Here is a 19,938-nt window from a genome sequence, read left to right as displayed (position 1 = left end):
CAGCTATGGAAACGGCTTCCTATCGCCTCGAAAGCGCGTGGCAACCGGACGGTGGCCCGAACGGTCGCTTTACCTTCACCCTTTTCAACCTGTCGGACGCACCCGTTGCCGGCTTCAAGCTGGTCTACACGTCTCTGACGCGCGTGATCGACAAGACGGCATGCGAGAACGCCACGTTCCTGCGCCGCAACGCAAATTTCCACGAATTCGCGCCGCCGTCGGGCCTGTCGATCGCTCCCGGCGGAAGCTGGACGTTTACCGTCAGCGGCCTGCATCGGCCGGCCAAGCACTGCACCGATGGCGCCAAGTCTGCCTATGTGACGCTTGCCGACGGAAAGCACGCCACGGTCGCGGTGTCGGACCTCCTTCTCGAAGGCCGCGTCAACGAACCGCCGCCGGTGCTGTTGCCGGAGGGCAGGCTCGACCTGCCCTTCGCGCTGCAGCCGTGGCCGGCGGAGATCGACGCCAAGCCCGGCGAAGGTTTCCCGGTCGTGCTCTATCCGGCCGAAGGTTCGTCTTCGGACGATCTTCGTGCGATCTCGACAGTCCTCGCGCTCGTCCGTCGCCTCTTCGAGAGCGCTCATGCGCCGTTCCATCTGTCACCCTCGCCCCAAGGCCGCGCGTTGCGCTTCGTCGCCGATCAGTCGATCGCTGGCGAAGGCTACAAGCTGAGCTTCTCGGCCGACGAGATTACCCTCTCTTACGGCGATCCGGCCGGCCGGCAGTACGGTCTGACCTCCCTGGCACAATTGCTCGAAGGGGCGAGAAGCCAGCCGGGCAGATTCCGCTTTCCTGTTTCGGGCACGATTGCGGACAAGCCGCGCTACAGCTGGCGCGGCTGCCATCTCGACGTGTCGCGCCAGTTCTATCCGGCCGCCGACATCAAGCGGCTCATCGATATCCTGGCCTGGTTCAAGCTCAACATCTTCCACTGGCACCTGACCGACGACGAAGCATGGCGCCTAGAGATCAAGGCCTATCCGCAACTGACGACCACGGGCGTTGTGCGTGGCCCTGACGAACCCCTGTTGCCGCAGCTCGGCAATGGTGCCGAGCCGGTCGGCGGGTTCTATTCGCAAGACGATGTCCGCGACATCGTCGCCCACGCGGGTACCCTGAGCGTAGAGGTCGTTCCGGAGATCGATATCCCCGGCCACAATTCTGCGACGCTGGCCGCACTGCCGGACCTGACCGACGGCCAGGAGGCACCGGAGAGCTATCACTCCGTGCAGGGCTATCCCAACAATGCGCTGAACCCTGCCGTTCCGCTGACCTACGAATTCCTGGAAAAGGTGTTCGACGAGATGGTCGAGCTCTTCCCCTCCTCCTACCTCCACATCGGGGGCGACGAAGTCGCGAACGGCTCGTGGCTCGCCTCGCCGCTTGCCAAGACGCTGATGGAGCGGGAAGGCATATCGGGCACGTTTGCCCTGCAGTCGTACTTCCTGAAGCGCATCAAGGACATGCTGATTGTGCGCGGCCGCAAGCTTGCCGGATGGAACGAGGTCGCCCATGGCGGCGGCGTTGCGGCCAAGGATACGCTGCTGATGGCCTGGGAAAATCCGCAGGTCGGCATCGATCTGGCGAAGGAGGGCTACGAGGTCGTCATGACCCCCGGCCAGGCCTACTATCTCGACATGGTACAGGCTGAAGAGTTCCAGGAGCCGGGCGCGAGCTGGGCCGGCACGGTGCCACCGGCCCATACCTACGGCTATGAAGCAGAAGGCGACTTTCCGGAGGAGCTGAAGGACAAGATGAAGGGCGTGCAGGCCTGCATCTGGTCCGAGCACTTCCTGTCACGCGGCTACTTCAACCGTCTCGTCTTTCCACGCCTTCCAGCCATCGCCGAAGCCGCCTGGACGCCGAAGGCAAAGAAGGACTGGGATCGCTTTGCCGCCATCGTGCCGCTGAGCCCGAAGCTTTAGGAGATTGACCATGCGGATTGCAGTGGGTGGAATTCATACGGAATGCAGCACCTATTCTCCGGTGCTGATGGCAGTTGAGGATTTCAAGGTCCTGCGTGGCGCGGATCTTCTCGGCGCCGATTATTTCAACTTCCTCAAGGCGGAAGACGTCGAACACCTTCCGCTTCTCCATGCCCGTGCCGTCCCCGGAGGTCCGGTCTCGCGCGTCGCCTACGAGGCGTTCAAGACCGAGTTTCTCAATCTCCTGAAAGCGGCTTTGCCGCTCGACGGGCTTTATCTCGCCATGCATGGCGCGGTCAACGTCGAGGGAATGGAGGACGCGGAAGGCGACTGGATTTCGGCGGCCCGAGACGTCGTCGGACCGGATTGCGTTGTGGCCGCAAGCTACGACCTGCACGGCAATGTCAGCCAGAAGATCATCGATCGGCTCGATATCTTCGCCGCCTATCGCACGGCGCCGCATATCGATGTGCGTGAAACGATGGTCCGCGCCTGGTCGATGCTCGTCGATGCCCTGAAGAGCGGCAAGCGTCCGGGCGTCGCCTGGGCGCCGGTGCCGGTTCTTTGGCCCGGTGAGCGTACCTCTACGGAGGACGAGCCGACGAAGGGCCTCTACGACGTCTTGCCCGACGTCGACCGTCGCGACGGCATTCTCGATGCCAACCTGATGATCGGGTATGTCTGGGCCGACGAGCCGCGCGCAACGGCCTGCGCCGTGGTGACGGCCTGCGATAAGGCGGCGGCCATCAAGGCCGCGGAGGAGATTGCGCGTTCCTATTGGAGCGCACGTGAGGAATGTGTTTTCGGTCCGGTCACCGGTCCGCTTTCCGACATGCTTGATATCGCCGAGAAGGCGGAGACGATGCCGGTCATCCTGGCTGACTCCGCAGACAACCCGACAGGCGGTGGTGTAGGCGATCGGGCCGATGTCTTGAACGCGGTGATCACCCGCCGCTTCGACGGCGCCCTGATTGCCGGCATTACCGATCGGCCGGCCGTCGAGGCCTGCTTTGCGGCGGGCAAGGGTGCGAAGGTCGCGCTGTCGATCGGCGRCAGCCTCGATCCGGCGAGCATGCCGGCAAAGGTTGACGCGGAGGTGGTCAATCTCGACGATCCGGGCCCCGCTGCCGAACGCCAGGCAGTGGTCAGGTTCGGCGGTATCACCGTCGTTCTTGCCGCCCGTCGCCGCCCCTACCACAACATCGCCGATTTCACCCGACTCGGGCTCGATCCGAAGACGGTGCGGCTGCTCGTGGTGAAATCGGGTTATCTTTCCCCCGAACTGGCGCCCATCGCCAATCCGAACCTCATGGCGCTGACGCAGGGCGTGGTGAACCAGGATATCGAGGGGCTGGCCAGCAAGCGTCGTGCACGGCCGGTTTTCCCCTTCGACCGGGATTTCGACTACCAACCGCAAGCGCGCTTTTCGGCGCGCTGGCAGGACTGACATCATCTTGCCTTGGCAAGGTTTCGGCTTCCCGCCGAACCTGCCAAGGCGCGGTCACCCCCGCAGCGGCGGGTGATTTGCGAGCCCCTCGATACCCATCATGACCCGTCTCCTCCCCGATGTTTTCCGCAACCCGACGATCCGGGTCAGCATGCTTGCGATCTTCGCCTTCGGCTTTGCGGGCGCCGCAACCTCGCCCTATCAATCCGTGGTGGGCATTCGCGAGCTTGGCCTGAGCAATGGGCTCTACTCCGCGCTGATCTTCTCTGCCGCGGCCGTCAATGTCATCGTCAGCATCCTGCTCGGCAACCTCGCCGACCGGCTCGGCGAGTACCGCACCATGATGCTCTCGGTCGCGGTCTTCGGCATTCTCGGCTATGGTGCAATTTATGTCATCCCCACTCAGGTGACGTTCGTCGTCAGTGCGCTCTTGTTGTTGCCTATCTATGGCTCCATGAACTCGCTGCTTTTCGCCAACGTTCGCGCGACGACCAAGGGCATGCCGCGCGACGAAGTCGCGACGGTCAATTCCGGCGTTCGGGCCATGATTTCGCTGTCCTGGGTGCTGGTGCCCGGCATCACCGGCGCACTCTTGTCGCGATCGTCGAGCATGCTGCCGGCCTATCTCTTCGCAGGCCTTGCGTGCGTCGTCTGCCTTGCGCTGATCGCCATCTTCCTGCCGCGCCAGACCGGCACGGACAAGGCTGCCACCCGCCATCTGTCGTATCTGGCCGCTCTCGGAGAAGTCGTCTCGCCACCTGTCTTCGCCAGGGTGATCGCCGTGGCGCTGATTAGCAGCACGCTGCATGTGAATGGAGCCGTTCTGCCGCTGATCGTCACCGGCGCCGCGCACGGGACCGTCGGCGACATCGGCATTCTCGTCGGTATCGTCGCCTTCCTCGAAGTTGTCTTCATCGTCGTCTGGGGCCGCGCGCAGCGGCTGATGAGCCACGTGACGGCGCTTGCGATCGGCACCGTCATCTATGTCGCCTACCTCCTCCTGCTTGGCTTTGCCTCGGCGCCCTGGCATGTCTACGCACTGACGCTGATAAGCGGTATCGGCGCTGCAGCGCTGATCAGCATCCCGATTACCTATCTGCAGGATCTGATTGCCGAACGCCCCGGTCTCGGCAGCGCCCTGATTTCGGTGAACATTTTCCTCAGTGCCGGCCTGAGTGCCCTGCTGTTTGCGATCGGCACCGGCGTCAGCAGCTATTCCGGAACAGCCGTCATCGGCGCGGTCGCCGGTATGTCCGGCCTCGGACTGCTGTTGTTCTTTGAGCGGGACAAGCGACGCTGAAGGCGCTTTTTCCTCGAGGTTCCACTGGGGAACGACGATGGGCATGAATGCCAAAAGCGCGTGCCGAAACCCACTACAGCAGCATCGATGCGCCCCGATCGAGATAGGTGTCGAGGAATTGCTCGAGGCGCGGGTTCCGCGGTTTCCTGAATACGTCTTGCGGCGCGCCGGTGAAAAGCACCTTGCCGTGATCGAGGAATGTGATCTGCTGGCCGACCGTCGCAGCAAAGCCGATCTCATGGGAGACGACCACCATCGTCATGCCTTCCGCGGCGAGATCACGCATGACGTTCAGGACTTCGCCGGTCAGCTCCGGATCGAGGGAAGATGTCGGCTCGTCGAAGAGCATGATCTTCGGCTTCAGCGCGAGTGCGCGGGCGATGGCGACGCGCTGCTGCTGTCCGCCGGAGAGCTGCGAGGGGTAGTGCCCCGCGCGGCTTTCCAGACCGACCTTGATCAGCTGTGCCATGGCGCGCTCTTCGGCATCCTTGCGGTTCAGCTTGTGAACAGTCTTGAGCGCCTCGCTGACATTGCCGAGTGCCGTCATATGCGGCCAGAGATTGAACTGCTGGAACACCATGCCGATCTGGGCCCGGATCGCGCGGTTGGCCGCAGGCGATATGCGCTCGCGCACCCCTTGAGCGTTCTGGGTGAAGCCAAGGACCTCGCCGTTGACTGTAATGGTGCCGGATGTGGCCTCTTCCAGAAAGGCCATGCAGCGCAGGAGTGTGCTTTTGCCGGAACCGGACGGGCCAATCAGGCACGAAACCTGCCCCTGTGGAATCTCGAGGTCAATGCCGTGCAGGACCGTCGAGTCCCCGAACTTCTTGACGAGATTTCTGACTGCGATCGCGGGGAGGCTCATGCGTTGAAAAACCTGAATCTGGTGAGTTTCGTTTCGACGAGATGGCCGAGTCGGCCGGTAATCTCGACAAGAATCCAATAAAACAACGCCAGCACCGACAGTGCTTCGACGAAGGCATATTGTTGGGCACCGATGGCGCTCAGCGTTGCCGTCAGCTCTGGAACGGTGATGATCGACAGCACGGCCGTCTCCTTCATCAAAAGGACGGCCATATTGAGCGACGGCGGCAGGACCAGCATAGTCATCTCGGGCAGCAGGATGCGGCGGATGATCTGACCCTGGTTGAGGCCGACGCATTCGCCGGCCTCGATATGTCCTTTGGGGACGGCCATGAAGCCGGAACGGAAGATCTCGCTGTAGTAGGCTGCACCGTAGATCGAGATGCCCAGAAGACCGGCGGGCAGCGGGTCGAGAGACAAGCCGATGAACGGACCGCCGTAATAGACCAGGAATATCTGGATCAGGAACGGCGTGCCGCGCAAAATGGCGACGACGAAACCGAGCAGCTTGTCCAGCGCCATCCCGCCAAATCGCCTGCCGACGGCGATGAAGAAGCCGAGTACGGCGGCAGCGATCGTGCCGACGATCCAGATGAAGACGGTGACGGCGGCTCCGCTTGCGATGGCGGGCCAGGCGTCGAGAATGACGTTGATGTCGAAGCTCATCTGGGAACTCCGGGAAGGGAGCGCTCGATCATGCCGCCGGCCAGCGCCACAATCCAGTTGATCGCGAGATAGATCAGCCCGGCGGACGCGAAAATCTGCAGCGGCAGGAACGTGCTGCCCGCCAGGTCCTGCGCCATGCGGGTCAGCTCGACGATACCGACGACAGAAACGAGCGACGATGCCTTGAGAATGAGGATCGCCTCGTTGACGAGCGCTGGAAACGTCAGCCGCAGGGCAATCGGTGCCTTGATGCGGCGGAAAATCTGGCTCGGCGTCAGGCCGACCATCTCTGCCGATTCAATCAGGCCGACCGGCACGCTGGCAAAGCCCCCGCGCAGGTTTTCGGCCTGATAGGCTGCGGTGCAGAGCGAGAGGCCGACAATCGCCGCCACGATACTCGGCACGTTCAGCCCGATCGCCGGAAGCATGTTGTAGATGAGCAGCAACTGCACCAGCAGAGGCACGCCGCGGAAGAAGCTGATGAAAATCTGGGCAGGCATGACAAGCAGTTTCTTTTTCGAGAGAAGCATGCCTGAAAGAAGGATCGCGATCGCAAAGCCGATCAGGATCGATACGACGCTGATCGTCACCGTATAGATCGACGCCTGCAGCAGCAATTCGAATAGTTTGATGGACATGTCCGGCTTGTTCCGCCTGGGCGTCGGAGAGACCTGATCGCGCCCGGAAGTCCCGAGCGCGATCGATTATCGATCTGGACTGATTAGAATGCCGGGTCCTTGACAGCATCCGGGGTGTCGAAGGAAGCACCGAACCATTTTTTCTGGAGCTCGGCCATGCGCCCGTCAGCCTTGATCTTCAGCAGAGCCGCATCGATCGCGTCCATCAGCGCAGCATGATCGGCATCCTTCAGGCCGATGAAGCCGAAATAGGACTTCTTGCCGAAGGGGGGCAGGACGACTTCGAAGGTGCCTTCGCGCTGCTTGGCGACGAAGGCAATGTTCGGCAGCGAGTTCGCAACGCCGGCGATACGGCCCGCTGCCAGATCGGCGTAGGATTCAGTAAAGGCGGGATACTCGCGGATATCGACCTTGGACGGCAGCGTTTCGGAGAATTCCTTGAGCTGGTCGAGCTGGGACGTGGCCTTGCCGACGCCGATCTTCTTGCCGGCAATGTCTGCCGGCTTGCTGATCGACGTGTCGCCAGCCTTCTTCAGCACGGCAATCGTTGCTTCAGCGATCGGGGGGGTAAAGCGATAGCGCTCCATGCGCTTCTTGGTGATGGTTGCGGGTCCCGCAACAACGTCGAACTTGCCAGCTTCGAGCGCAGGGAAAACGCCATCCCAGGGGAGGGCCACCCACTCGATCTTGACGCCGAGTTCCTTGCCGATTTCGGCGAAGAGGTCGACGTTCAAGCCAGCGTGCTCGCCGGCGTCGATAAAGTCGAACGGCGCAAAGGCCGTCTCGGTGCCGACCTTCAATGTGCCGGCCGCCTTGACTGCTGCAAGGGTGTCGGCCGCGTGCGCCGAAAACGTCGCTCCGAACAGGAATGCAGCGCCGACGAGGCCCTTGAGCAATGAATTTGCAATCATGATCATCTCCAGTTTTCACTCCCCGAAAGAGGAGTTCGAGTTCCCGATTTTTAGTCCGTTGAACGGACTTCTGTGGTCCGCTTTTGACTATACAAATAGATATAGGCTAGCCTAAGGTGTCAACGTCAAAGTCGAAAGACGCAAATTTTGTGCCGGACGGCAAATGTTGAGAGCACGCAGCATGGCCATGCCGCGTCCGATCCGGGTATTTTATGTCGCTGGAAGAGGTGGCGTCTTGGTGCCGATTCATCAGAGAATTTTCAAAGACATAGAGACGAAGATCCTGAACGGCGGTTGGCGGCCCGGCGACCGCATTCCGATAGAACACGACCTTGTGGAGCAATATGGCTGCTCCCGCATGACGGTGAGCAAGGCGCTGTCCACTCTGGTGGAGCGAGGTCTGATCGTGCGCCGGCGGAAAACCGGTTCTTTCGTCGCCAGTCCCCAGATTGATCGCACTGTCATGGATATCCAGGACATCAGCACCGAAGCGGCTCTGGCGGGCTACGAGCATCGCCACGAAATCCTGGCACGCAAGATCGACAGGCTGGGACCGGCGGAGGCGGCACAATTGCGTAGTCCCGAGGGGGAGGACGTGCTGAGGCTTCAGTGCCTCCACATCGTCGACGGCAGGCCGACCGCCATCGAACGCCGCATTATCCTCTTGGCGACCGTGCCGCTCGCCAGGCACGAGAATTTTAAAGAGGCGCCGCCGGCAAAGTGGCTTCTGTCGCAGGTGCCGTGGTCGAAAGCCAGGCACGTTATCCGTGCAGTCTCGGCCGATGCTGTGACCGCGCGCATCCTGCAGATCGAGCGCGGCGAGCCCTGCCTCAATCTCATTCGCCAGACGTGGCAGAACGACCGCATGGTGACCTATGTGGAGATCACGCATCCCGGTGATCGCTTCCAGTTCGCCGGCGTGTTTCATCCGGCGGAGAAACGCCCGTCGCGCCGCCACCCGTAGGAGGCCCCGATTGACCGACCACCAACACGTCAGGCCCCTTCCGCTCAAATCCCTCCAGGCCTTCGAGGCGGTGGGCCGCTGCGGCGGCGTGACGGCCGCAGCCACGGAACTCAACGTGTCGCCGGGGGCGATCAGCCAGCAGATCCGCAAGATCGAGAGCTTTCTCGGCGTCACCCTCTTGGAGCGCAGCGGCCGCACGGCAGAGCTGACAGTGTGGGGGCGGCTCTATCATAGGGAGATTTCAAAAGGATTCGAGCAGTTTGCCGTCGCCGAGCAGGTCCTGGAGCGCGCGCGCAACGAGAATGCACTGGTGCTGAGCGCGTTGTCATCCGTGGTCAACAAATGGATCGGCCGGCGCATCTTCGACTGGCAGGCGCTTCACCCTGATGCTCACGTCAGGGTGACGGGGCGAGACAGGGAACCGCGCATGGGGTTCGACGAGGTCGATTTTCGCGTCAGCTACGGATCCGACGTCCTGCAGCACGACCACTACGCGGAACTCTTTCGCGATTGGGTCGTGCCCGCCTGCTCGCCGGCGCTGGTCGAAGGCCGCACGCTCGCGCCCGCAACGTTGTTTCAATATCCCCTCTTGCACGTCGAATGGGAAAGACACTTCACCCCCTACCCCAGTTGGGCGGAGTTTGCCGCAAAAGTCGGCGTTCAGCTGAAGGAGGCATCCTCGGGGCTTTCCTTCACATTGTCGAGCAGCGCCATCGACGCAGCTGTCAACAAGCGAGGCATCGTGCTTGCGCAGATGTCGATGATTGCCGACGAACTCGAAGCGCAGACGCTGGTCATCCCGGTCGACATCCGGATTGCGCTGCAGGAGAGCTATTTCCTGGCCTGGGACCGCTCAGCGCTCCAGAAGCCCTACGGGCGGGAATTCCGCGACTGGGTCATCGCCATATCCAGACAGCAGGCGCAGATCTCCGCGCCGTGATCCTTTAGAAAAACTAAAACGGAAATCAGTTCAGCGATATTGATGAAAAAAATCGCATGGCGCTAATTTGCGCGATCCGCAACGATCAGCCTTCAGGAGAGCGTCATGGCACGGACCGACAAGATGAAACTGGGTACGTTTGTCTACACGTTCGGCTTTCATCCGGCCTCCTGGCTGCATCCCGCCAGCAATGTCCACGGCGCCAACGATTTCAGCCACCTCCTCGATGTCGCGAAGCGCTCAGAGGCCGCTAAACTTGACTTCATGTTCATGGCCGACTCCCCGGCTGCGGCGGTCGGTGATCCGGACGCGCTATCTCGCATCCCCACAAAGATGAACCGTTTCGAGCCGCTGTCGCTTCTCTCAGCTCTGTCGGTGACCACTGAGAAGCTTGGGCTCGTCGCCACCGTGTCGACGAGCTACTACGAGCCGTACAATGTCGCCCGCCTCTTCGCCTCGATCGATCATCTGAGCGGCGGCCGCGCCTGCTGGAACGTCGTGACTTCGGATCACGACGAGACCGGCTACAACTTCAATCGCGAAGGACTGGATCCGCACGCGCTGCGCTACGAGCGCGGCAACGAGTTCGTCGATGTCGTATTCGGTCTCTGGGACAGTTTCGAAGAAGGCGCATTGCTTCTCGACCGGGAAAACGGCGTCTACTACGACAAGGCGAAGCATCACACGCTCAATCACAAGGGCAAGCACTTCCAGGTGCGCGGGCCGCTCAATATCGCCCGCACACCGCAGGGCCGACCAATCATCGCGCAGGCCGGCGGTTCGCAGCCCGGCATGGACATGGCCGCGCGCACGGCCGAGATCGTCTTCAGCCTTGCCTCCAACATCGATCGAAACCGCGCTTTCTATGAGAACGTCAAGGCTCGAATGCCGGCCTATGGGCGCAATCCGGACGATCTGAAGATCATGCCGGGCGTCGTGCTGAACGTCGGCGAGACGCAAGCCGAGGCAAAAGCGAAAGTCGACTACCTGATCGATAAGATGCACCCGGATGTCGGACGGCTCATGCTCTCAGAATTTCTCGAAGCGGATCTGCGTGGCGTACCGCTGGACAAGCCGTTTCCGATGGACCGGCTGCCGGACGCGCCCAAGGGCTCGCGCGCGCTGTTCGATGAACTCGTCGATTTCGTCAAAAGCGGGCGCACGGTCGGCGAACTCGTTCGCCACTATGCCGAAAAGCACACCGGCAACGGCATCACCGGTACACCGGCCCAGATCGCAGATTTCATGGAGGAATGGTTCGAGACGCGCGCCGCCGACGGCTTCATACTGATGTTCCCGACGCTTCCCTCAAGCCTCGACGATTTCGTCAGGATGGTACTGCCCGAACTGCGCCGGCGTGGCCTTTTCCGCGAGGAATACGAAGGCACAACGCTTCGCGAGAACCTTGGGATTTCGATGCCGGCCAATCGCTTTGCCAAACTCCCCGTCACAGCGTGAAGATGGAGGCGTAGCGATGGACACGGTCATCATGGACAGGACGGTCGTCGATCAATCTGCATTCAAGCTGTCGATGCGCCAGTTGGCCGGCGCTGTCAGTGTCGTGACGGTCGGCGAGCGCGAGGAGCGCACGGGCTTTACCGCAACGTCGGTGTCATCGCTCTCTGCCGACGTCCCCTCGGTGATTGTCAGCGTCAACCGGACGTCTTCCTCCTGGCCCGTCGTCGAACAATACCGCCGCTTTTGCGTCAACGTGCTTGCCGCCGATCAACAGCACGTGGCGCAGTCCTTTGCGGGTTTCGGCGGACGGAAGGGCATTGACCGTTACGCCGACGCACAATGGTATTGCCTTGCGACCGGGACGGCTGCGCTCAAGGATGCACTGACGGTTCTCGACTGCGAGCTCGAAGCGGTCTTCAACCACCACTCGCATGCCGTTTTGATCGGGCGCATCTGCGCGATCGCTACCCGCGAGGACGTCGAGCCGCTACTTTACTGGCGCGGTGGCTATCGTCGCCTCTTGGGCGACGCCATGGTGGATTCCTTGGCTTGAGGCTGACGCGGCCAAGTCCCAATCGTCTCCGATCGAAAGCGGTCAGCCGGAGGCGATTGACTGGCGGCGATCATCGACCTGTTTGGCGATCACGCACAGAAGCTCGAACATCATCGTTGCCCCGGCCAGTGCCGTCATTCCAGCCAGGTCGAAAGGTGGGGAGACTTCAACGACGTCAGCGCCGACGATGTCCACGCCCTGAAGCAGCCTGATCATCTGCTGTGCCTCGCGGGTGGTGAAGCCGCCGGCTTCGGGCGTGCCTGTCCCCGGCGCCATGGATGGATCGATGCTGTCGATGTCGAAGGTGACATAGGTCGGCTGATTGCCGGCAATCGCTCTCGCCTCCTGCATGACGGCTTTGACGCCCCGGTCGACAAACTCCTCCATGTAGATGATGCGCACGCCTTGCTGCCTTGCCCAGTCATGTTCATCGGGCTCATAGATCGAACCGCGAATTCCGATCTGCACGATCCGCTTCGGATCCAGCAGGCCCTCTTCGATGGCGCGGCGGAACGGCGTCCCGTGGGTGTAGGGATTATCGCCGAAATACCGGTCGTTGGTGTCGGAATGGGCATCGAAATGGATGAGCCCGACAGGCCGCTCCCTCGCGACAGCGCGCAGAACTGGAAGCGTCATCAGGTGGTCGCCGCCGACCGAAAGCGGAATAGCACCCGTAGCGACGATCGCTGCCATGCCGGTTTCGATACGGCTCAGGGCATCGGCAAGGTTGATCGGGTTCACTGACAGATCGCCGACATCGGCAACGTTTGCGATGCCGAATGGCTCGGTGCCGGAGACGTGATGAACCCGGCGCATCAGGCTGGACTGGCTACGCACCTCGCGCGGGCCGTGCCTCGCCCCCGCCCTGTTCGTCGTCCCGCCGTCCCACGGAATTCCCACCAACGCGATATCAAGTCCTTCGGCGGTTCTGGCGACAGGCAGCCGCATGAAGGTCGCATGCCCGGCAAAACGCGGAACGTCGGCGGCGTCGATCGGCTGGTGGAAAGTCTCGTTCATGGCGCTGTCCTGTCGGGCTGTTTGGTCGCTCGCAAAATTGGATCGCCGCCATTCGTTGCACAAGTGCATTCTGCGCAGTTCCCGTACGGTGCCGATCGGCGCTTCTCACGATCAGCAAAAAAGGCCGAGCGATCGCGGCTCGGCCTTTCTTCATTCGGACATGCCTCAGCAGCAATCAGCCAATCGACATCAGACTGGCGTTTCCGCCCGCTGCCGCCGTGTTGATCGACGTCGACACTTCCTCCAGCAGCCAGTTGAGGCAATAGGCCTCGGGATCTTGCTCCAGCTCCAGCGTGGAGGCCGATTGCACCAGCAACAATGGACCTGGCATTGCGGCGACCTTCTGCAGCATTGCTAAGACGCGATCGGGATCGCCTTCGATGAGGGCGCCGGACATCGGCGTGCCGTCGCCCGCAGCGTCACTGAAGGCGATGCGCTGGGCAACGCTTGCCGGAATACCGTTCAGGCTGGAACGAAGACCATCGCCACAGTCGATGACCGCGCTGTTGCCGGTGGCAAGCACCGATGACACCTGCCGGCGCAGGCCGACGGCCGAAACGGGCGCACAGTAGATCGTGCCGCGGGCGTGGAGCGCGTAAACGTTGCGTTCCCCGACCGGACCTGCAAGCTCGGTTTCGAGACCGAGCGCTGATTGACCGCCGAGATTGCGCGCCATTTCGGCCTCGTCCTGGAGCCCCTCTCTATCAAGCCACTTGGCGAAATCCGATAGCGCCGGATCGCTATAGACCGAGCTGTGCTGCGGCGGGATGGGTTGTGTTCTGACGAGACGCCCAAGGTAGAGCGGCCCGCCGGCCTTGGGTCCGGTACCGGACAGGCCCCGGCCACCAAAAGGCTGTACGCCGACCACAGCGCCGATGACGTTGCGGTTGACGTAAATATTGCCGACCTTGATGCGCGACGTCACGTGCGCGATGGTTTCATCCAGGCGCGTATGCAGGCCGAACGTCAGGCCGTAACCGGTCGCGTTGATGTCGTCGATCAGCCGGTCGAGATTCTGGCGGCGCCAGCGGATAACGTGAAGGACAGGCCCGAAGACTTCCCGTTTGAGATCGGAAATGGTGCGCAATTCGACAATGGTGGGGGAAACGAAAGTGCCGTGCTGGGTTGCTTCAGGCAGTTCCACTCGTTCGACTGTGCAGCCAAGCTCCCGCATCGCCCGAACATGGGTCTCGATGATCTCTTTCGCCTCGGCGGTGATGACAGGGCCGATGTCGGAAGACAGGCGATTGGTGTTGGCAATTGTCAGTTCCTGAAGCGCGCCCTTCAGCATCGCAAGCGTCCGATCTGCCACGTCTTCCTGCAGGCACAGGATACGCAGTGCCGAGCAGCGCTGCCCGGCGCTGTCGAAGGCTGAGGCGATGACGTCGCCGACAACCTGCTCGGCGAGCGCCGACGAGTCGACGATCATGGCGTTCTGGCCGCCGGTCTCGGCGATCAGCGCAATAGGTTCGCCGCTCGCAGACAGGCGCCCTGCGAGCTCCGCCTGGATGAGCCGGGCAACTTCGGTCGATCCCGTGAACATCACAGCCGCGGTTTCGGGCGCCGCAACGAGCGCGGCTCCGACCCGGCCGTCGCCGGGCACGAGCTGGACGACATCGAGCGGGATTCCGGCCTCGTGCAGGATGCGGACCGCTTCGGCGGCGATCAGCGGCGTCTCTTCGGCAGGTTTTGCCAGAACGGGGTTGCCGGCCACCAATGCCGCCGCAACCTGCCCGGTGAAGATTGCCAGCGGAAAATTCCACGGGCTGATGCAGACGACAGGGCCAAGCGGCGCATGCGACGGACCGAGCGTCCGGCGAGCCTGTTCTGCGTAGTAGCGCAGGAAGTCGATCGCCTCGCGCACCTCGGCGATGGCGTTCTGCACCGACTTTCCAGCTTCGCGAATGATCAGCCCGAGCAGCGTCTCGATCCGGGCCTGCATGATGTCTGCGGCGCGGTCGAGCATGACCGCCCTGTCGCCCGGCGATACCGAAGCCCAGGATGACGAGATCCTCTTTGCTGCCCCGGCGGCAATTGCCGCCTCCTTCTGCGTTGTCTCGCGTACGGTGCCGACGACGTCACGACTGTCGGCGGGGTTGAGAACGTCGCGCGGCTTGGCGGCTGGCGACGTCGTCTGGCTTGGAACCGCTTCCCAGGCCTGCGCTGCGCTGGCCTTCAACGCGTGGGTCAATCCCGCAAGCACCGCTTCGTCTGAAAGATCAAGGCCGCCTGAATTCCGGCGCAAGTCGTAGAGGTCGGTCGGAAGAGCAATCTTGTCGTGCTTCTGGCCGACGACAGCCATCGTCGAGACGATGTCGACCGGGTCGGCGACGAGCTCTTCGATCGAGACGTTGGGGTCGGCGATCCTGTTGACGAAAGACGAGTTGGCACCGTTTTCAAGGAGACGGCGCACGAGATAGGCGAGCAGCGTTTCATGCGTGCCGACAGGTGCATAGATGCGGCAGGGACGGTTCAGGTTCTGGCGTCCGACGACCTCGTCATAAAGCGGCTCGCCCATGCCGTGCAGGCACTGAAACTCGTATTTGCCGACATAGTAGTCGGACCCTGCCATCTGGTAGATCGTCGCCAGGGTCTGGGCGTTGTGCGTGGCAAACTGCGGGAAGACAGCGTCTGTCGCCGCCAGCAGCTTTTTCGCGCAGGCGATATAGGAAACGTCCGTGTAAATCTTGCGCGTGAAGACTGGAAAATCGTCAAGGCCGTCGACCTGGGCGCGCTTGATCTCCGCATCCCAATAGGCGCCCTTGACGAGCCGCACCATGATGCGGCGCCCGGCGCGACGGGCAAGGTCGATGATGAAATCGAGCACGAAGGGGCAACGCTTGCCGTAAGCCTGCACCACAAATCCCATGCCGTTCCAGTTCGCGAGATCCCGGTCCAGGCACAGGCTCTCCAGGATATCGAGCGACAGTTCCAGCCGGTCGGCCTCTTCGGCGTCTATGTTCAAGCCTATGTCGTAGGACTTGGCGATCAGCGCCAGTGCCTTCACCTTCGGCAGCAGTTCATCCATCACGCGTGCGCCCTGCGCACGGGCGTAGCGCGGATGCAGGGCCGAGAGCTTGATGGATATGCCCGGACCCTCATAGATGCCGCGGCGGTCGGAGGCCTTGCCGATCGCGTGAATCGCGCTCTCGTAATCCCTGTAGTAACGCTGCGCATCGGCGCCGGTCGTCGCGGCTTCGCCGAGCATGTCGTAGGAATACCGGAAGCCGCGCTGTTCGAGCGTCTTTGCCCGCTGCAGCGCTTCGTCGATGGTCTCGCCGGTGACGAACTGCTCGCCCATCATCCGCATTGCCATGTCGACGCCCCGGCGAATGACCGGCTCGCCGCAGCGGGCGATCAGGCGCGTGAGTGCCGCAGACAGGCTGCGATCGTTGACAGTGGATGTCAGCTTGCCGGTGACCACAAGGCCCCATGTGGCGGCATTGACGAAAAGCGAGCGACCGCCGCCGAGATGAGCCTTCCAGTCACCCTCAGAAACCTTGTCGCGGATCAGGGCATCACGCGTCGCGGCGTCGGGAATGCGCAGCAGAGCTTCGGCAAGGCACATCAGCGCCACGCCTTCCTGGCTGGAAAGCGAGTATTCGTGCACAAGTCCCTCGACGCCGGTGCCCTTGTGCTTGGCGCGCAGCGCTTCGATCAGCTTGCGGGCGGTCTTTGCGGCGGCTTGCCGGACCTGATCGGGAAGAGCTGCGGCATCGACGAGGCGGGGAACGCACACAGTTTCAGGCGTGCGGTAGGCCGAAGTGATCGCCTGCCTCAGCTCGCTCTGAGGGCGGATGGCCGGTGCAAACCCGTCAAAGGGATTTGCAGTGCCATCTGCCTTCTCTATGGTGACCTCGGCCGCCACCGCGCCATTGATGCTCGTCATATCAGCTCCTATTGGGACAGGTGGACAAGCTAGCAGATTTCATGAGGTCAATTTCACTTGATTTATGGCCAACAAACCTGTATTTCGCCATTAATTTGCCGTTTCAAAGGGAATTATTGTGACGACGTCAAGCCACAGCAGAGAAATCGACCTTTTCGATCACAAGATCATCGAAGCGCTGATGGCGGATGGCCGGATGTCGGTGACGGACCTTGCAAAGCGCGTCGGACTGTCGAATACGCCTTGCCAGGTGCGGCTCAAGAGATTGATCGAAGATGGCTATATTCTGGGCTTCCGCGCCATCATCGATGTCAACAAGCTAGGCAGGAACCATGTTGCGTTCACCGAGGTCAAGCTTTCCGACACACGTGAGAATGCCCTGAACGCATTCAATATCGCAGTCAGGAAGCTGCAGGAGGTCGAGGAATGCCACATGATCGCTGGCGCCTTCGATTATCTGCTCAAGATCCGGACGTCGGACATTGCAAACTATCGGCAGGTTCTCGGCGAAAAGATCTCCAGCCTGCCCTTCGTTGCAAACACGTCGACATTTGTTGCCATGGAAGCAATCAAGGAAGCCGGCGCCTAAGGCCTGCGCAGAGAGCGGGGTTACTAAGCAGCCCTGGAGACGTTTGTGGTGCAGCCGGAAGCCTCAAGCGCCGCGACAACGACGTCGACAAACAATCTGCGGAACCAGACCGATCGGCCGTCGGCGCGGTCGACGCGCCGATAGAGCATGGTGACCGGGTCTGCCGGCAGGTCCAGCGGCGGCACCGAGAGCGCAAGTCCATGCAGTTGCGCCATGCATCGGGCAATCGACTCCGGAATCGTCGCGATTGCAGGCATTGCCCTTAGCGCCGTCGGCAGGGCGGAAAAGCGCGGTACCGTCGCGACCACCTGACGACGCAGGCCGACGCGGCCAAGAGCGACATCGAGGTTGTTGGCGCTGTTGCCTTCGAAAGACACGGTCAAATGCGGCGTCTTGACAAAGTCCTCGAGCTTCAAAGGAGCCTTCAGCCTCACCTGCTCAGGGTCGAAGACGCAGATCGAAGACTGGTTGAAGAGCGGCGCACGGATGTGCCAGGACGCAGGATCGTCATGGACGGAGACGCTGAAGTCGTAGGCGCCTTCATCGAGCATGCGCGCAGCGTCGCGCTTGTCGGACGCTATACCGACCAGCCGGGATCCGGGTGAGAGTTCGCGCAATCGCGCCACCAACGGGCCGAAAAACGCCGACTCCAGATTGTCGCACATGCCGATCCGGAATTCGCCCTGCCAGCTTGCGGGGTCGAATGCCGTCGGCGGCCGAATGGCTCGCTCTATGCCTGACAATGCGTCTTCGATCGCCGGTGCGATGGCAAGAGCCCTTGGTGTTGGCTGCAGCCCTCGTCCTACCCTGACGAACAACTCGTCGTCGAGCGTCTCGCGCAACCGCTTCAACGCAGCCGACAGGCCGGGCTGGCCGAGCAGAAGTCGCTCGGCGGCACGGCTGACATTCCGTTCCTGCATCAGCACGGAAAATGCCAGCAGCAGGTTCAGGTCTATCTTGCGGAGGATTGCATCATTCATCATCTCCAGTAATACCTGGCATAGGTACTATCAATTTGCAATAGGTTCTGAAGCTGTACATTTTCTCGTTCCTCTGTCGCCCGATCCTCCCGCGGCGCCAGCACGAAAGGAACGATCATCAATGACTATTTCCAAACCGAAAGGCGGAGCCGGCCTGGCGTTGCTGCTGCTGTGCGCTGCCAATTTCCTTGACGCCATGGACGTCTCGACCATCGGCGTTGCGCTTCCCGCCATCCAGGCGGAACTCGGCATGAAGGCTACATCCCTGCAATGGGCAGTCAGCGCCTACGTGCTCGGATACGGGGGCTTCCTGCTGCTTGGGGGCCGTGTGGCCGATGTCTTCGGACATCGCCGCACCTTCCTCTGGTCTCTCGGCATTTTCGCCGCTGCCAGTATTGCCGGCGGTTTCGTCGACAGCGGGCCGACGCTGATTGCCGCGCGCCTGGTGAAGGGGATTGCCGCCGCCTTCACGGCGCCGGCTGCTCTTGCCCTGCTGCTCTCCGTATTCGGCGAGGGCAATGCGCGCGCAAAGGCGCTCGGGGTGTTTGCGTCGACAGGGGCCACCGGATTTGTGCTCGGAATGGTCCTGGGCGGCGCGGCGACCATCGTCAGCTGGCGGGCAACGCTCGTGATGGGTGCGCCGGTGGCCATGATTGCGCTTGCAGTCGCCCCCTTCGTGCTGCCTGCGGATCAGCCGAGGACCGGCCCGCGCCCGACGTTCGATTGGGCTGGAGCCCTGACGATCACCCCCGGCCTCCTGCTCTTCGTGTTCGGCATCACCAACGCCGCAGCCGCCGGCTGGGATGCGCTGCCGACTTGGAGCTCGCTGCTGGCCGCCGTTGTGCTGATCGGCCTCTTCCTGGTCGTCGAGATGCGCCATGCCGATCCGATGGTGCCGCTCGCGATCTTCCGTCGAGCCAAACTCAGCCATGCCAACGCCGTCGCCGCGCTGTTTCAGGGGGTCTATGTCGGCTTCCAGTTCATCGCGACGCTCTATTATCAGAACGTCTTTGGCTGGTCGGCGTTTGCGACCGGCTTCTGCTTCGCCTTCGGTGGCGTCTGCGTGATGATCCTGGCGCCGCGCTTTGCCGCAATCGGGCAGAGCCGTGGCACCACCGGCCTCATGACAGCGGGCGTTGCGTTGCAAGCGGCCAGCTATATCCTCTGGATCTCCGCGGTCGGTCACATCCATCCGGTGCTTCTGGTGGCGCTCTCGCAGATTCCGCTCGGCGTCGGCTATGCCATGACCTATCCTTCGGTGCAGGTGGCAGCGCTGTCCGATGTCGAGGAGGACAAATCCGGTCTGGCCTCGGGGTTGCTGTTCGCCTCGTTCCAGATCGGTGGCGGCATCGTGCTCGCGGCGGCATCGGCGGTATTCGCAGCCGCACCGGGCTTCGGTTGGGATCCGTACTTTGCTGGCATCTCCTTTGTCGCGACGCTCTCTGTCGCGGTGACGCTTGCCGCTGCCTTGGGACCGAGAACATCGGCTCGCCGGGCAGACGTCTACCAGGCAGCCGAATAGCCTCGGTGCTGCCATGTCTGCAGGACGTCGCCCTTCCGGCGGCTTGCGCAGCAAACGAATAGCGTCGCTGACACAGCCGGCATCCGACGGCTGTGTCAGACATTTGAAGTGACAGGCGGCCCGTTCTCTGCAACAAGATGGTCCATTGAGAGACAGGGGCGTTCGCCGGAAGGCGGACTGAGAAGTACCCTTGGAACCTGAACCAGATAATGCTGGCGGAGGGAGTCGCTCGGGACTTTGCGATCCTGCGTTTCGTCCCCGCGCCTTGCCCCCCG

Annotated in this window: 16 protein-coding genes and 1 riboswitch; of the genes, 9 read left to right on the top strand and 7 right to left on the bottom strand. The window is 62.1% G+C overall.

The features are described 5' to 3' along the window. Positions 1-5 precede the first annotated feature (5 nt). The 3 genes from AC1DMK_RS19750 to AC1DMK_RS19740 all read left to right on the top strand — a co-directional run bounded on the left by AC1DMK_RS19750 (position 6) and on the right by AC1DMK_RS19740 (position 4,672). Positions 6-1,925, top strand: a complete 1,920-nt coding sequence (locus AC1DMK_RS19750) for a beta-N-acetylhexosaminidase (RefSeq protein ID WP_477861265.1) — start codon at positions 6-8, stop codon at positions 1,923-1,925. 10 nt (positions 1,926-1,935) lie between these two features. After that, positions 1,936-3,372, top strand: a complete 1,437-nt coding sequence (locus AC1DMK_RS19745) for a M81 family metallopeptidase (RefSeq protein WP_477861263.1) — start codon at positions 1,936-1,938, stop codon at positions 3,370-3,372. Between the two features lie 100 nt (positions 3,373-3,472). Continuing rightward, positions 3,473-4,672 carry an MFS transporter gene (locus AC1DMK_RS19740; RefSeq protein WP_477861262.1) on the top strand — a complete coding sequence of 400 codons (1,200 nt, stop codon included), beginning with the start codon at positions 3,473-3,475 and terminating at the stop codon, positions 4,670-4,672. A 73-nt stretch (positions 4,673-4,745) separates the two neighbouring features. On the opposite strand, the gene AC1DMK_RS19735 is transcribed toward AC1DMK_RS19740, so the two are convergent. From AC1DMK_RS19735 to AC1DMK_RS19720, 4 genes are all read right to left on the bottom strand, one after another. Beyond that, on the bottom strand, positions 4,746-5,537 hold the full coding sequence (locus AC1DMK_RS19735) for an amino acid ABC transporter ATP-binding protein (RefSeq protein ID WP_477861260.1): 792 nt from the start codon (positions 5,535-5,537) through the stop codon (positions 4,746-4,748). Beyond that, positions 5,534-6,202 carry an amino acid ABC transporter permease gene (locus AC1DMK_RS19730; protein WP_037064832.1) on the bottom strand — a complete coding sequence of 223 codons (669 nt, stop codon included), beginning with the start codon at positions 6,200-6,202 and terminating at the stop codon, positions 5,534-5,536. The genes AC1DMK_RS19735 and AC1DMK_RS19730 overlap by 4 nt, the downstream gene beginning before the upstream one ends. Continuing rightward, positions 6,199-6,840, bottom strand: a complete 642-nt coding sequence (locus AC1DMK_RS19725) for an amino acid ABC transporter permease (RefSeq protein ID WP_477861257.1) — start codon at positions 6,838-6,840, stop codon at positions 6,199-6,201. The genes AC1DMK_RS19730 and AC1DMK_RS19725 overlap by 4 nt, the downstream gene beginning before the upstream one ends. A gap of 83 nt (positions 6,841-6,923) precedes the next feature. Continuing rightward, positions 6,924-7,751 (bottom strand): transporter substrate-binding domain-containing protein, encoded by an 828-nt coding sequence (locus tag AC1DMK_RS19720; protein WP_037064828.1) that lies wholly within the window; start codon positions 7,749-7,751, stop codon positions 6,924-6,926. 235 nt (positions 7,752-7,986) lie between these two features. Between AC1DMK_RS19720 and AC1DMK_RS19715 the strand changes: the two genes are divergently transcribed. From AC1DMK_RS19715 to AC1DMK_RS19700, 4 genes are all read left to right on the top strand, one after another. Then, entirely contained in the window at positions 7,987-8,715 is a 729-nt protein-coding gene (locus tag AC1DMK_RS19715; RefSeq protein ID WP_477861255.1) for a UTRA domain-containing protein, read from the top strand. Between the two features lie 10 nt (positions 8,716-8,725). Then, on the top strand, positions 8,726-9,655 hold the full coding sequence (locus AC1DMK_RS19710; protein WP_037064826.1) for a LysR family transcriptional regulator: 930 nt from the start codon (positions 8,726-8,728) through the stop codon (positions 9,653-9,655). Positions 9,656-9,760: 105 nt separating this feature from the next. After that, complete coding sequence (locus AC1DMK_RS19705) at positions 9,761-11,113, top strand: LLM class flavin-dependent oxidoreductase (protein ID WP_037064824.1); 1,353 nt, start codon at positions 9,761-9,763, stop codon at positions 11,111-11,113. 16 nt (positions 11,114-11,129) lie between these two features. Then, positions 11,130-11,666 carry a flavin reductase family protein gene (locus AC1DMK_RS19700; protein ID WP_477861252.1) on the top strand — a complete coding sequence of 179 codons (537 nt, stop codon included), beginning with the start codon at positions 11,130-11,132 and terminating at the stop codon, positions 11,664-11,666. Positions 11,667-11,708: 42 nt separating this feature from the next. Here the strand turns inward: AC1DMK_RS19700 and speB are convergent, their stop codons facing one another. Together speB and putA are read right to left on the bottom strand one after the other, a co-directional pair. Next, a complete protein-coding gene (gene speB / locus AC1DMK_RS19695; protein WP_477861250.1) occupies positions 11,709-12,683 on the bottom strand; it encodes an agmatinase in 975 nt (324 codons plus the stop codon). 175 nt (positions 12,684-12,858) lie between these two features. Then, positions 12,859-16,572: a trifunctional transcriptional regulator/proline dehydrogenase/L-glutamate gamma-semialdehyde dehydrogenase gene (gene putA / locus AC1DMK_RS19690; protein ID WP_477861248.1), complete on the bottom strand. Its 3,714-nt coding sequence runs from the start codon at positions 16,570-16,572 to the stop codon at positions 12,859-12,861. 118 nt (positions 16,573-16,690) lie between these two features. Between putA and AC1DMK_RS19685 the strand changes: the two genes are divergently transcribed. Next, entirely contained in the window at positions 16,691-17,161 is a 471-nt protein-coding gene (locus AC1DMK_RS19685; RefSeq protein ID WP_037064820.1) for an Lrp/AsnC ligand binding domain-containing protein, read from the top strand. Between the two features lie 23 nt (positions 17,162-17,184). Here AC1DMK_RS19685 and AC1DMK_RS19680 read toward each other — a convergent pair whose 3' ends face one another. Beyond that, positions 17,185-18,144: a LysR family transcriptional regulator gene (locus tag AC1DMK_RS19680; RefSeq protein WP_037064818.1), complete on the bottom strand. Its 960-nt coding sequence runs from the start codon at positions 18,142-18,144 to the stop codon at positions 17,185-17,187. Positions 18,145-18,262: 118 nt separating this feature from the next. Here AC1DMK_RS19680 and AC1DMK_RS19675 point away from each other — a divergent pair, with 118 nt between their 5' ends. Further along, entirely contained in the window at positions 18,263-19,663 is a 1,401-nt protein-coding gene (locus AC1DMK_RS19675; protein ID WP_037064816.1) for an MFS transporter, read from the top strand. A 144-nt stretch (positions 19,664-19,807) separates the two neighbouring features. After that, positions 19,808-19,904, top strand: a riboswitch (TPP riboswitch). The last annotated feature ends 34 nt before the right edge of the window (positions 19,905-19,938 follow it).

Source organism: Rhizobium sp. 05L419 (assembly GCF_056397845.1).
The sequence above is the reverse complement of the archived record's forward strand: the minus strand, read 5'-3'. Positions and strand labels throughout refer to the sequence as shown.